This window comes from Bradyrhizobium sp. 1(2017), from assembly GCF_011602485.2.
Taxonomy (GTDB): Bacteria; Pseudomonadota; Alphaproteobacteria; order Rhizobiales; family Xanthobacteraceae; genus Bradyrhizobium.
Genome location: NZ_CP050022.2, coordinates 921,329 through 934,865, shown reverse-complemented (window position 1 = coordinate 934,865; position 13,537 = coordinate 921,329). Strand labels below are relative to the sequence as shown.

General features: G+C 65.7%; 11 protein-coding genes. 6 read left to right on the top strand and 5 right to left on the bottom strand.

The window, feature by feature from the left end:
• Nucleotides 1–76: 76 nt before the first annotated feature.
• Nucleotides 77–2,551 carry an ATP-dependent helicase HrpB gene (hrpB, locus tag HAP40_RS04335; RefSeq protein WP_166818947.1) on the bottom strand — a complete coding sequence of 825 codons (2,475 nt, stop codon included), beginning with the start codon at nucleotides 2,549–2,551 and terminating at the stop codon, nucleotides 77–79.
• Between the two features lie 141 nt (nucleotides 2,552–2,692).
• The gene (locus tag HAP40_RS04330; protein WP_166818948.1) at nucleotides 2,693–4,009 is read right to left on the bottom strand and encodes a UDP-glucose dehydrogenase family protein; all 1,317 of its coding nucleotides are present in this window, start codon (nucleotides 4,007–4,009) and stop codon (nucleotides 2,693–2,695) included.
• 193 nt (nucleotides 4,010–4,202) lie between these two features.
• Between HAP40_RS04330 and HAP40_RS04325 the strand changes: the two genes are divergently transcribed.
• The 3 genes from HAP40_RS04325 (at nucleotide 4,203) to HAP40_RS04315 (ending at nucleotide 9,429) form a co-directional block, all read left to right on the top strand.
• Nucleotides 4,203–5,267 carry an acyltransferase family protein gene (locus HAP40_RS04325; RefSeq protein WP_166818949.1) on the top strand — a complete coding sequence of 355 codons (1,065 nt, stop codon included), beginning with the start codon at nucleotides 4,203–4,205 and terminating at the stop codon, nucleotides 5,265–5,267.
• A 215-nt stretch (nucleotides 5,268–5,482) separates the two neighbouring features.
• A complete protein-coding gene (gene polA, locus HAP40_RS04320; RefSeq protein ID WP_166818950.1) occupies nucleotides 5,483–8,563 on the top strand; it encodes a DNA polymerase I in 3,081 nt (1,026 codons plus the stop codon).
• 230 nt (nucleotides 8,564–8,793) lie between these two features.
• On the top strand, nucleotides 8,794–9,429 hold the full coding sequence (locus HAP40_RS04315) for a LysE family translocator (RefSeq protein ID WP_166818951.1): 636 nt from the start codon (nucleotides 8,794–8,796) through the stop codon (nucleotides 9,427–9,429).
• Between the two features lie 170 nt (nucleotides 9,430–9,599).
• On the opposite strand, the gene HAP40_RS04310 is transcribed toward HAP40_RS04315, so the two are convergent.
• Nucleotides 9,600–10,226 carry a glutathione S-transferase family protein gene (locus HAP40_RS04310; RefSeq protein ID WP_166818952.1) on the bottom strand — a complete coding sequence of 209 codons (627 nt, stop codon included), beginning with the start codon at nucleotides 10,224–10,226 and terminating at the stop codon, nucleotides 9,600–9,602.
• 175 nt (nucleotides 10,227–10,401) lie between these two features.
• Here HAP40_RS04310 and pyrE point away from each other — a divergent pair, with 175 nt between their 5' ends.
• Nucleotides 10,402–10,965, top strand: a complete 564-nt coding sequence (gene pyrE / locus HAP40_RS04305; RefSeq protein ID WP_018647906.1) for an orotate phosphoribosyltransferase — start codon at nucleotides 10,402–10,404, stop codon at nucleotides 10,963–10,965.
• Nucleotides 10,966–11,170: 205 nt separating this feature from the next.
• Nucleotides 11,171–11,965, top strand: coding sequence for a DUF2865 domain-containing protein (locus HAP40_RS04300; RefSeq protein ID WP_246741175.1), 795 nt, complete (start codon nucleotides 11,171–11,173; stop codon nucleotides 11,963–11,965).
• A gap of 128 nt (nucleotides 11,966–12,093) precedes the next feature.
• On the opposite strand, the gene HAP40_RS04295 is transcribed toward HAP40_RS04300, so the two are convergent.
• A complete protein-coding gene (locus HAP40_RS04295) occupies nucleotides 12,094–12,525 on the bottom strand; it encodes a hypothetical protein (protein WP_166818953.1) in 432 nt (143 codons plus the stop codon).
• Between the two features lie 182 nt (nucleotides 12,526–12,707).
• On the opposite strand from HAP40_RS04295, the gene HAP40_RS04290 reads away from it, so the two are divergent.
• On the top strand, nucleotides 12,708–13,019 hold the full coding sequence (locus HAP40_RS04290; protein WP_246741379.1) for a GIY-YIG nuclease family protein: 312 nt from the start codon (nucleotides 12,708–12,710) through the stop codon (nucleotides 13,017–13,019).
• An 80-nt stretch (nucleotides 13,020–13,099) separates the two neighbouring features.
• On the opposite strand, the gene HAP40_RS04285 is transcribed toward HAP40_RS04290, so the two are convergent.
• Entirely contained in the window at nucleotides 13,100–13,333 is a 234-nt protein-coding gene (locus HAP40_RS04285; RefSeq protein ID WP_166818955.1) for a hypothetical protein, read from the bottom strand.
• Between the last annotated feature and the right edge of the window lie 204 nt (nucleotides 13,334–13,537).

Sequence of the window (13,537 nt, the reverse complement as noted above, 5' to 3'; positions counted from 1 at the left end):
GCGAGCGAAGGCAGGCCGGGACACGTGTCATTTTGACGAAAAGGATGAGCGGACGGTTAATATCGATCGCCAGTTCTCACGTGCCGCGCGGCTTCGCCCGCCTTGTCGGCAACGCATTGGCGGGATCGTCCGGCCAGGGGTGGCGCGGATAGCGGCCGCGCAGGTCGGAGCGTACGGCCGCGTAGCTGCCGCGCCAGAAGCCGGGCAGATCGCGCGTCACCTGCACCGGGCGCTGCGCCGGCGACAGCAATTCCAGCACCAGCGGCACCCTGCCGGCAGCGATCGCGGGATGGGTGTTGAGGCCGAACAATTCCTGCAGCCGCACCGCAATGGTCGGCCCCTGCTCGGCCTCGTAGTCGATCGCAAGCACGCTTCCGGTCGGCGCCTCGAAATGCGTCGGCGCCTCGCGATCGAGCCGCGCGCGCATCTCCCAGGGCAAGAGCGCCATCAGCGCCTCGGAGAGATCGCCCGCGGAGATGTCCTTGAGCGCGATCTTGTCGTAGAGCGCCGGCACCAGCCAGTCGTCGCGCCGCGCGATCAATCCATCGTCGGACAGATCGGGCCAGCTGTCACCCTCGGCCTTGCGCAGGAACGTCACGCGGTCGCGCCACTGCTTGGCCGCCTTCGACCAGGGCAGCCGGTCGAGGCCGGCTGCGATCAGCCCGTCTGCGAAGATGCGCGCGGTATCCTCCGAGGGCGAGACGGCAAGCGTCGCCTCCGAGAGCGTGATGGCGTGCAGCACCCGCTTGCGCCGCGCCCGCAGCCCCATCGCGCCACGGTCGAAGGTGATCTCATCGGCGCTCTCGATGTGCTCGGCGAAATGTTGCTCGATCTCCTCCTGCGTGATCTGTGCGGCAAGCAGGATGCGGCCGCTCGCCGCCGTTCCCGTCATTTCGCCGATCGCGATGTAGGGAGCGCGGGCGAGCGAGGAGGTCTGCTCGACGGACGCGCCGCGGCCATTGGCCAGCACGAAGCTGCCATTGCCGCGGTTGCGCGCGACACGGTCCGGAAATGCATAGGCGAGCATCAGGCCGGTCGAGATATCCTCCTGCGGCCCCGCCTTCTCCGACGCCGCGACCTGCGAGGCCCAGCGCCGCGCCAGATCGCGCGCGCTGGCGGCACGCGGCGAGCGGTCGCGGCGGAACTGGTCGCGCCGGTGCTCGAGATCGACGCTGTCGCCGCCGAGCCCGCGCTCGGTGATGATCGCCGCGATCTCGGCGGCGGCTTCGCCCTCCCCGGCACGATGTGAATCAACGATCATGCGCGCCAGCCGCGGCGGCAGCGCCAGCGCGCGCAGGCTCTTGCCTTCGGCGGTGATGCGGCCGTCGCCATCGAGCGCGTTGAGCTCGGAGAGCAGGCTCTTCGCTTCCTTCCAGGCCGGCTGCGGCGGCGGATCGAGGAACGACAGTGCAGCGGGATCGGCGACGCCCCATTGCGCGAGATCGAGCACGAGCGAGGACAGATCGGCGCTGAGGATTTCCGGTTGGGTGTAGGGCGTGAGCGAGGCCGTCTGCGGCTCGTCCCAGAGCCGGTAGCATACCCCGGCCTCGGTGCGGCCGGCGCGGCCACGGCGCTGGTCCACTGCGGCGCGCGAGGCGCGCACGGTCTCGAGCCGCGTCAACCCGATGTCGGGCTCATAGCGCGGCACGCGGGCGAGACCGCAATCGACGACGATGCGCACGCCTTCGATGGTGAGCGACGTTTCCGCGATCGATGTCGCCAGCACGACCTTGCGCGTGCCCTTCGGCGCCGGCGCGATGGCGCGGTCCTGCACGGCGGCATCGAGCGCGCCGAACAGCGGCACGATCTCGATGGAAGCGTCCTGCACGCGTTCACTGATAAAATTCTGGGTTCGGCGGATTTCGGCAGCACCCGGCAGAAAGGCCAGCACTGAGCCGCTATCGGCGCGCAGCGCAGATGCGATCGCGTCCGCCATCTGCCGCTCGATCGGCGCGTCGGCCTTGCGGCCGAGATAACGCGTCTCGACCGGAAAGGCGCGGCCCTCGCTTTCGACGACGGGGGCATCGCCGAGCAGTTTCGCCACGCGCGCACCATCGAGCGTCGCCGACATCACCAGGATGCGCAGGTCTTCACGCAAGCCGGTTTGCGCATCGCGTGCCAGTGCGAGGCCCATGTCGGCATCGAGCGAGCGCTCGTGGAATTCGTCGAACAGGATGGCGGCAACGCCGGAGAGCTCGGGATCGTCGAGGATCTGGCGGGTGAAGATGCCCTCGGTCACCACCTCGATGCGCGTGGCGCGCGAGATCTTGGAGCCGAAGCGGACGCGATAGCCGACGGTTTCCCCGGCGCGCTCGCCGAGCGATTTGGCCATGCGGTCGGCGCTGGCGCGCGCGGCGATGCGGCGTGGCTCCAGCACGATGATCTTCTTGCCCTTGGCCCAGGGTGCATCGAGCAGTGCCAGCGGCACCCGCGTGGTCTTGCCGGCACCCGGCGGCGCCACCAGCACGGCGGCGTTGCCGGCCTCCAGCGTGCCCGAGAGTTCGTCGAGCACGGCATCGATCGGGAGGGGCGTATCGAATTTGCGGGGCAAGATCTCGCATCCGTCATCACCCGCCTCGTGCGCGATTGCGCACTGCGGCGGCTGATCCAGTAAACTCAGATCCCGACCATCACGAAGACCGGGATTACTGGATACCCCGCCTTCGCGGGGTATGACAATCATGTGTAGTTATCAGCCCTGCACCGGCGGACGACCGATGCTCTCATAGACGAAACCGGCGGCCGCCATGTCCTCGGGACGGTAGATGTTGCGGAGGTCCACCACGACGGGCTTTGCCATGTTCGCCTTCAACCGGTCGAGATCGAGCGCGCGGAACTGCACCCATTCGGTGACGACGACGAGCGCATCGGCGCCTTGCGCGCAGGAATAGGCGTCCTCGCAATAGGTGATGCTGGGCAGCTCGCTTTTCGCCTGCTCCATGCCGACGGGATCGAAGGCCCTCACGGTTGCCCCCATGTCGATCAGGCCTGTGACCAGCGGGATCGACGGCGCGTCGCGCATGTCATCGGTGTCGGGCTTGAAGGTGAGGCCGAGCACCGCGATGGTCTTGCCGCGCAGCGAGCCGCCGAGCGCCTGGCTCACCTTGCGCGCCATCGCGCGCTTGCGGTTCTCGTTGACCGCCAGCACGGATTCGACGATGCGCAAGGAGACGTCATAATCCTGAGCGATCTTGATCAGCGCCTTGGTGTCCTTGGGAAAGCACGAGCCGCCGAAACCGGGACCGGCATGCAGGAACTTGGTGCCGATGCGGTTGTCGAGGCCAATGCCGCGCGCGACCTCCTGAACGTTGGCGCCGACCTTCTCGGAGAGATCGGCGATCTCGTTGATGAAGGTGATCTTGGTCGCCAGAAACGCGTTGGCTGCGTATTTGATCATCTCGGCGGTGCGGCGTGCGGTGAACATCAGCGGCGCCTGGTTCAGCGACAGCGGGCGGTAGATGTCACCCATCACCTTGCGGCCGCGCTCGTCGGAGAGGCCGACCACCACGCGGTCGGGAAATTTGAAGTCGCGGATCGCGGCGCCCTCGCGCAGGAATTCGGGATTGGAGGCCACGACGACGTCGGCCTTGGGATTGGCTTCGCGAATGATGCGCTCGACCTCGTCACCGGTGCCGACCGGCACGGTCGATTTCGTCACCACGACGGTGAAGCCGGTGAGCGACTGCGCGATCTCGCGCGCGGCGGCGTAGACGTAGGACAAATCGGCGTGGCCATCGCCGCGGCGCGAGGGCGTTCCGACGGCGATGAAGACGGCGTCGGCATCCGCAACCGGCTTGGACAGATCGGTGGTGAAGTCGAGCCGCTTGGCCTTGACGTTGGTCGCGACAAGGTCATCGAGCCCCGGCTCGTAGATCGGGATCTCGCCGCGATGGAGCGCCGCGATCTTCTTCTCGTCCTTGTCGACGCAGATGACGTCGTGACCGAAATCCGCAAAGCAGGCCCCGGACACCAGTCCCACATAGCCCGTTCCGATCATCGCAATGCGCATGGAAAGTCCTGTTCCAGCTTGGTTAACGAAAGCCCAATTTTGGGCGGTTTAGCACTTTCCCGCGGCCGTGGAACAGTCCGCATGCAAAAACCGGCCCGCGATTTGAACCGGTAAAGAAGTCAGAAACCACTGGGCTCCAAACTGCCCCACAGCCACACAGGGACGGGCGGAAGGCGCCTCGAAAAGGGACACCATGGCACGATCGGGCACAATCGCCGACGGCGGGCTCAAGGCCCAAGCTGCCGCGCGTATCGACTGGGTCGACTACGCCAAGGGCATCTGCATCGTCATGGTCGTGATGATGCATTCGGTGCTGGGGGTCGAGCTCGCCGCCGGGCAGACCGGTTTCATGCATGTCGCCGTGGCCTTCGCAAAGCCGTTCCGGATGCCGGATTTCTTCCTGATCTCGGGATTGTTCCTGTCACTGGTGATCGATCGGGACTGGCGAATCTATCTCGACCGTAAGGTTGTGCATTTCGCCTATTTTTATGTCGTCTGGGTGACAATCCAATTCGGCTTCAAGGCGCCGGCCTTTGCGGCGGAGACGGGCTGGCATCACGTGGGCCTCCTGTATCTGGAATCCTTCATCGAGCCGTTCGGCACGCTGTGGTTCATCTATCTGCTGCCGATCTTCTTCGTCGTCACAAAACTGACACGCAAAGTCCCGCCGCTCGCAATCTGGCTCGTCGCCGCCGCGCTGGAGACAGCGCGCATCACGACCGGCTGGACCGTCATCGATGAGTTCTGCTCGCGCTTCGTCTATTTCTATTCGGGCTATCTGTTCGCGCCCTATGTGTTCGCGCTGTCGGATCGCGCGCGCAGCCATCCGGCGCTCGCGCTTGCCGCGCTCGCCACATGGGCGCTGGTGAATGCCGGCCTCGTCGCGTGGGGCGCCAGCGAATGGGGAATCGTCTCGCTCGTGCTCGGCTTCGCCGGCGCATGCGCCATCATCACGACGGGCACGCTGCTCGCGCGCGCACGATGGCTGAATGTCCTCCGCTTCTGCGGCGAGCATTCGATCGTGATCTATCTCGCCTTCTTCCTGCCGATGGCGGCAACGCGGACGCTGCTGCTGCGCACGGGCGTCATTGCCGACATCGGCACGGTGTCGCTGCTCGTCACCATCGCCGGCGTGCTCGGCGCGCTGGCGATCTGGCAGGTAGCGCTGCGCCTCAATGCGCGTTTCCTGTTCGAGCGGCCCGATGCGTTCTGGATCGCACCGAAGAGGACGGGAGCCGTGTTGCAGGCGGCGGAATGAGTCGTCGTCCCGGCGAACGCCGGGACCCATACCGCGTGATCAATCGATAGATTGCGGTCGTCGTACCACGGCTTCTTAGCTGCCAAACCTCGCCAAACTCCTCCCTGTGGTTATGGCTCCCGGCGTTCGCCGGGACGACGATGAGGTGTGGGAATCCGCCCAAAAATCCCTCTTCTAAGGCTGTCAAAGCCCGCAAAAATTCATACATTGCGGCCATGCCCAAAACCTCCCCGAAGACCTCCGCCAAAGCTGACACCAAGGCTGCCGCGCCCAAGGCGGCGAACACCAAGCCCGCTGCTGCGACAGCTGCTGCCAAACCGGTCGCGGCGAAGGCGGTCGGCAAGGGCGACCACATCTTCCTGGTCGACGGTTCCGGCTACATCTTCCGCGCCTATCACGCGCTGCCGCCGCTGAACCGCAAATCCGACGGCCTGCAGGTCAATGCCGTGCTCGGCTTCTGCAACATGCTGTGGAAGCTCTTGCGCGACATGCCCGAGGACAATCGGCCCACGCATCTCGCCATCATCTTCGACAAGTCGGAGATCACCTTCCGCAACAAGATCTATCCCGATTACAAGGCGCACCGGCCGCCGGCGCCCGATGACCTCATCCCGCAATTCGCCCTGATCCGCGAGGCCGTGCGCGCCTTCGACCTGCCTTGCCTGGAACAAGTCGGATTCGAGGCCGACGATCTCATCGCAACCTATGTGCGGCAGGCCTGCGAGCGCGGCGCCAGCGCGACCATCGTGTCCTCCGACAAAGACCTGATGCAGCTCGTCACCGACTGCGTCACCATGTACGACACGATGAAGGACCGCCGCATCGGCATCCCCGAGGTGATCGAGAAGTTCGGCGTGCCGCCGGAGAAGGTGGTCGAGGTGCAAGCCTTGGCCGGCGATTCCACCGACAACGTGCCCGGCGTGCCCGGCATCGGCATCAAGACCGCCGCGCAGCTGATCACCGAATATGGCGACCTCGACCAGTTGCTGTTCCGCGCCGGCGAGATCAAGCAGCCCAAGCGTCGCGAGGCGCTGCTCGAGAACGCGGAGAAGGCCCGCATCTCGCGGCAGCTCGTGCTGCTCGACGACAAGGTGGAGCTCGAGGTGCCGCTCGACGACCTCGCGGTGCACGAGCCCGACGCGCGCAAGCTGGTCGCCTTCCTGAAGGCGATGGAGTTCACGACGCTGACGCGACGCGTCGCCGACTATTCGCAAATCGATCCCGCCAATGTCGATGCCGACCCGGGCTATGCCAGCGGCGCCAGCGTGTTCTCGCCGCTGCCGCCCTCGGACGTCGTGCCCACGCCGGGCGACGGCACGCCGGTGCCGGCCCGGCCGAGCCAGCCCAACACATCGGCCAGCAAGGAAGACAAGTCCGCGAGCCCGAAAGGCGCGCCGGTCTCGCTCGCGGCCGCGCGCGAGGACGCCTTGCGCAAGCTTCCGGTCGACCGCGGCAAATACCAGGCGATCAAGACGCTCGAGGAGCTCGACGCCTTCATCGCGCGCATCCACGATGCAGGCCACGTCGCGATCGAGCTGCGCGGAAGCTCGATCGATCCGATGCAGGCCGACCTCTGCGGCATTGCCTTGGCTCTGGCGCCGAACGAGGCCTGTTACGTGCCACTGGCGCACAAGCAATCCGGCGGCGACGGCGGCCTGTTCGATGCAGGGCTCGCGCCCGGTCAGGTCAGGCATGCCGATGCGATCGAGGCCCTGCGGCCGGTGCTGGAATCATCCGGCATCCTCAAGATCGGCTTCGACGTCAAGTTCACCGCCGTGATGCTGGCGCAGCATGGCATCACCTTGCGCAACATCGACGATGCTCTCCTGATCTCCTACGTGCTCGATGCCGGCCGCGGCTCGCATGCGCTGGAATCGCTATCCGAGCGCTGGTTCGGCCATGCCATGCTGAAGGAGAGCGAGCTGCTCGGCAGCGGCAAGGGCAAGATCACCTTCGACCAGGTGCCGGTCGACAAGGCCGCGCCGCTGTCGGCCGAGGGCGTCGACATCGCCCTGCGCGTCTGGCGCGTGCTGAAGCCGCGCCTCGTCGCCGAGCACATGGCGACGGTTTACGAGAGCCTGGAGCGGCCGCTGGTGTCGGTGCTCGCCCGCATGGAGCGGCGCGGCATCTCGATCGACCGCCAGGTGCTGTCGCGCCTGTCGGGTGACTTCGCCCAGACCGCGGCGCGCGTCGAGGCCGAGATCCAGCAGATTGCCGGCGAGCCCGTCAATGTCGGCAGCCCCAAGCAGATCGGCGACATCCTGTTCGGCAAGATGGGACTGCCCGGAGGCACCAAGACGAAGACCGGCGCATGGTCGACCACCGCCCAGGTGCTCGACGAGCTCGCCGAGCAGGGCCACGACTTCCCGAAGAAGATTTTGGAGTGGCGCCAGGTCTCGAAACTCAAATCGACCTATACCGACGCGCTGCCGACCTACGTCAATCCGCAGACCCATCGCGTCCACACCACCTATGCGCTGGCCGCAACCACCACGGGCCGGCTGTCGTCGAACGAGCCGAACTTGCAGAACATTCCGGTGCGCACCGAGGACGGCCGCAAGATCCGCCGCGCCTTCATCGCGACACCAGGGCACAAGCTGGTCTCCGCCGACTATTCGCAGATCGAGCTGCGGCTGCTCGCCGAGATCGCCGACATCCCCGTGCTGAAGCAGGCGTTCCGCGACGGGCTCGACATTCACGCCATGACGGCGTCGGAAATGTTCGGCGTGCCGATCAAGGGCATGCCGAGCGAGATCCGCCGCCGTGCCAAGGCGATCAATTTCGGCATCATCTACGGCATCTCCGCGTTCGGTCTCGCCAACCAGCTCGGCATCGCGCGCGAGGAGGCCTCGGCCTACATCAAGAAATATTTCGAGCGCTTCCCCGGTATCCGCGCCTATATGGACGAGACGCGCGACTTCTGCCGCAGCTACGGCTACGTCACCACGCTGTTCGGCCGCAAATGCCACTATCCCGACATCAAGGCCTCCAACGCCTCGGTGCGCGCCTTCAACGAGCGCGCCGCGATCAACGCCCGCCTTCAGGGCACCGCCGCCGACATCATCCGCCGCGCCATGACGCGCGTGGAGGACGCACTCGCCGAGAAGAAGCTGTCGGCGCAGATGCTGCTGCAGGTGCACGACGAACTGATCTTCGAGGTGCCGGACGCCGAGGTCGAGGCAACGCTGCCCGTCGTGCAACGCGTGATGCAGGACGCACCGTTCCCGGCCGTGCTGCTGTCAGTGCCGCTGCATGTCGACGCACGCGCGGCCAACAATTGGGACGAGGCGCACTGAACGCTACACACACACGGCGTCGTCCCGGCGAAGGCCGGGACCCATAACCCCAGGAAGAAGTTTTGGCACAAGACCGTAGTTGGCAGTCTTCTCCAAACTCGATTTCGTGGTTATGGGTCCCGGCCTTCGCCGGGACGACACTGAAGCTCAATTGTCCTCCGAGCAATTGCGCGATGGCCCCGCAGCGCGCCGCATATTAGAATCGTGTCATATCCCGCACCGGTTCACCCATGCCCCACACGCCCGCCCTGCTCGGCTTCGCCCTCGTTTCTCTCGGTTTGGTGCTCACGCCGGGGCCGAACATGATCTACCTGATCTCGCGCTCGATCACGCAGGGGCCGGCGGCGGGCATTGTCTCGCTCGGCGGCGTGGCGCTCGGCTTCGTGTTCTACATGCTGTGCGCGGCGTTCGGCATCACGGCGCTGCTGCTCGCCATTCCCTTTGCCTATGACGCGCTGCGCTTTGCCGGGGCCGGTTATCTGCTCTGGCTTGCCTGGCAGGCCGTGAAGCCGGGCGGGCGCTCGCCGTTCCAGGTGAAGCAACTCGCGGTCGACAGCCCGCGCAAATTGTTCGCGATGGGCTTCGTCACCAACCTGCTCAACCCAAAGATCGCGATGCTGTATCTGGCGCTGCTGCCGCAATTCATCGATCCCGCCGCCGGCAGCGTGCTGACGCAGTCGGTGGTGCTCGGGGCGATCCAGATCGCGATCAGCGTCAGCGTCAATGCGATGATCGCGCTCGCAGCCGGATCGATCGCACTGTTCCTGGGGAGCCGGCCGAGTTGGATGCTGGTGCAGCGCTGGCTGATGGGCACGGTGCTGGCCGGCCTCGCGGTGCGAATGGCGGTGGAAGCGAAGAAGGTGTAGCCAACGTCGCAAGCCGCGCTCGTGTCCCGGACGCGCTGCAGCGCTCTTGCGCTGCTGCGCAGAGCCGGGACCCAGGAGGCTAAGAATGAAAATCGCAGAGGCATGGGCCCCGGCTCTGCAGCGCACCGCTTGCGCGTTGCGCTGCGTCCGGGGCACGAGGCGCTGGGAGGCTAATCCAGCTTCGCCTCCATGCCGCGCTTCACCGCCGGCCGCGCCATCAGGGCGTCGTACCAGCGCTTGACGTTGGGGAAGTCGGCGAGGTCCACCTTGTGGCGGGGGTGACGCCAGGCCCAGCCGAGGATCGCGAAATCGGCAACCGAGAGCTCGCCGGCGACGAAGTCGCGGCCCTCGAGCCGGCGGTCGAGCACGCCATAGAGCCGGCGCGTCTCGGCCATGTAGCGCTTCAGGCCGTAGGCGCGGTCCTGCTCGTTCTCGAGGGCGATGAAATGGTGCACCTGACCCGGCATCGGGCCGAAGCCCCCCATCTGCCACATCAGCCATTCGTAGACGGGGACCCGTCCGGACAGCGATTTCGGCAGGAATTTGCCGGTCTTTTCGCCGAGATAGAGCAGGATCGCGCCGGATTCGAAGATGCCGACCGGCTTGCCGTCGGGACCTTCGGGGTCGACGATCGCGGGGATCTTGTTGTTGGGGGAGAGCTTGAGGAAGGCCGGGGCCATCTGCTCGCCCTTGGAGATGTTCACCGGGATCACCTTGTAGGGCAGCCCCATCTCCTCCAGCGCGACCGAGATCTTGCGGCCGTTCGGCGTGTTCCAAGTGTGCAGTTCGATGGTCATGCCTTGTTTCCTTCCCCCTGACAGGTTCGGCCTTCACCTACTCCAGAAAGTTGCACCCCCACAACCGGCGGACCGGGATGGCCGATCCCTGTTGACGGGAGACGCCCCCTCTGGAATGTCGCGCCCGTCGCGGATAAATTCCGCCTCCTCCAAAAACGCTGTTCGAGGGACCGCCGTGTCGAAATCAGCCTCCCGCGCCCGCCTGTTCGAAATCATCCGCCGGCGCTCCTTCGGCCGCGGCGAGGTGACGCTCGCGTCCGGCCGCAAGAGCGATTTCTACTTCAACCTCAAGCCGACCATGCTCGACCCCGAGGGCGCGACCCTGCTCGCCGAGCTCACCTACGAGGCGCTGAAGGACGACCAGCTCGATTTCATCGGCGGGCTCGAGATGGGCGCGGTGCCGCTGGCCGGCGCGCTGGCGCAGATCTCCTGGATCAAGGGTCATCCGATCGCGGCCTTCTTCGTCCGCAAGAAGCCGAAGGAGCACGGCGCCAAGCTCGCGATCGAGGGCCTGCCCAAGGGCGAGACGCTGGCGGGCAAGCGCGTCGTGATCGTCGAGGACGTCACCACCACCGGCGGCTCGGCGATGAAGGCGGTGGAATCCGTGCGCGAGACCGGGGCCGAAGTGGTGCTGGTGCTGACCATGGTCGACCGCGAGGAAGGCGCCACCGATACATTCGGTGCGGCCGGCCTGCCGTTCCGCTCGCTGTACAAGGCGTCGGAGTTCTTGAAGGCCTGAGGTGGCAAAACTTCTCCGCCGTCTTGCCCTTGTGTAGCCCGGAAGCAACCATCCGTCGAAAGCTGTGCCCGGCCTTAAAGAGGTCACGGCCTCGACTTGAAACCGCCTCCGCTCAACGGCTCATTTACCATCCCACTTTATGGTGAACCATGTGCTGCGACCCGGGCGGTTCCAGCCGGTTCAGTAGCGTCGGGTGGAGTGAGCATTGCGTACCATCTCGTCCCATGCGCGGCGTCGCGCGATACTTGTGGCCGCCACCCTTGCAGCTCCGCTGCTTGCGGCGCCGGCCCCGGTTTCGGCTGAAGGCCTGTTCGACTTCCTCTTCGGCGGGCTGCAGCAACAGCGCCCCCAGCGCGAGGTGCCGCAACAGAACTCCTACGTCGATCCCGTCACCGGCCAGCAGCAGTATGTGCCGCCGAGCCGTTCGGCGGCGGCCGGCGGCTCCGGCCCGGCCTTCTGCGTGCGCAGCTGCGACGGGAAATATTTTCCGCTGATGCGCGGGCTCGTCTCGCCGGCGCAGATGTGTCAGGCGTTCTGTCCTGCCACCGCGACGAAGGTCTATTTCGGCTCCTCGATCGAAGGCGCCGCGTCGCAGACCGGGGAACGCTACGCCGACAGCGAGAACGCGTTCGCCTATCGCAAAGCGCTGCGCGCGGACTGCACCTGCAACGGCCGCGACCCCGTCGGCCTCGCCCCGGTCGATCTGGCGCTGGATTCCTCGCTGAAGGCCGGCGACGTGATCGCCACCTCCGACGGCCTCGTGGCCTATACCGGCATCCGCGTCGGCAACGACCAGGCTGCGGACTTCACCCCGGTCGCTTCCTATCCCGGGCTCACCGCGCAGGTCCGGGCCCGGCTCGGCGAGATGAAGGTGGCCCCGGTGCGCGCCGAGACGGTCTCCGCGGATGCCCCGCCCGCGGCCGAGATCGTGCGCGAGCCGCTGCCTGACGTGGCGGTGCCGAAGACACAAAAGCCGGCCAAGCGCGCGGGACTGGATTAGCTCAGTTTCGTGTCCCGGACGCGGCGCGGCACGAAGTAACGCGACGCAGAGCCGGGACCCAGCCTTTCTGGGCCCCGGCTCTGCAGCGCATCGCTTGGCGCGCTGCGCTTTGTTCGGGGCACGAAAACTCACCGCCCGATGATCACCCCGATCACGTTCGGCGCCGCCAGGTATTTCTCCTCGATCGCCGCGCGCGCCGCGGCGCGGTTGTCCGGCGTCAACAGGCCGCGCTTCTCGGCCAGGATCATCCAGCAGAAGCCCCACCAGTCCGTCAGCATGCCCGTCTCGTCAACGAGGTCATAGCCCTGCTCGGCCGCGAAGATGCGCGCATGCGCTTCGTCCAGCGTGTCGAGGAACAGATGGTCGGCAATCGAGAACAGCTCGTCGCTGATGTCGTCGATGGTGTAGCCCCAGATCGACTGGCAGACCGCGTTGAACTCGCGGTCGAACTGGTCGTCGTCGATCCGCTGCCGCCGCGCCGCCCGATGCAGCCGTGACAGCGACCGCGCGAAATCGGCGATCCGGGTGAGGGCAAACTGATCGAACGCAATGGTGGACATGTAGTCCTCGCAAAGTCTGACGGGCGCTAGATGTTGTGTCGGCGCAGTGCCGAATCACAATGATATATCAAAGACTTGCTAAAGTGTTCTTAATTTGTTCTGATGCTGTAGGGCTGGTTGTTGAGAGCGTCGTCCTGGCGAAGGCCAGGACCCATTACCCCGGTCAGCGTTGCTTTGCGGGCTTGAGCCACACGAGCGCAGCCACATACTACGTCTACATCCTCGCGATCCGCCATCACGGCGCGATCTATATTGGCGTCACTAACGACGTCCGCGCACGACTTGAATTGCACCGTTCAGGTCGCGGGTCCAAGTTCGTCCACCGATACAAGATCTTTCGCCTCGTTCACGTCGAAGCCTTTGCGACACCGCAAGAAGCCATTGCACGCGAGAAGCAACTGAAGTTCTGGAAGCGCGACTGGAAGATCAAGCTGATCGAGCAGGAAAATCCTGACTGGAACGACCGATCGGGCCTCATCCGACAGCCGGGGTAATGGGTCCTGGCTTTCGCCAGGACGACGATGTGGTGAGAGCATGCCGCAACGCATCCCCGAATTTCATAGCATCACCCCCCTCACCTCGCCGCCGACATCAGCTTGTCCCCGCACGCGCTCGCATAAAACTTGCCGGCGCATTGACGCTTGATGGCGGCGCAGCGGGCTGCGGGGGATGCATTCTGCGGAACAGTGAAGCCGCAGCTGAGGCCGTCGGCGCTGCGGCCGGTCTTGCCTGCGGCAAGCGCCGCGCTGGAGGCGGAGATGCAGACGATGAGAAAGGTCGCGGCGGCCATTTCGATCAGCAGCCTCATCAGAGGTCTCCTCCACAGTGATGGCTGAATTGGCCCCCATTCTAGCAGCAAATCCACGTTTCTCCGTGCTCGCCCGGGTTCCCAAACCGGCCCGGTCCTTGCATAAATTTACGCCAGCGCAGTGCACGGCCGCGCCTGTGACGGTTCCGGTGCAGGAGCAAGACGCGTAGGGTTCAGTGTTCAGTCGACCAGGAAGTGAAGGCC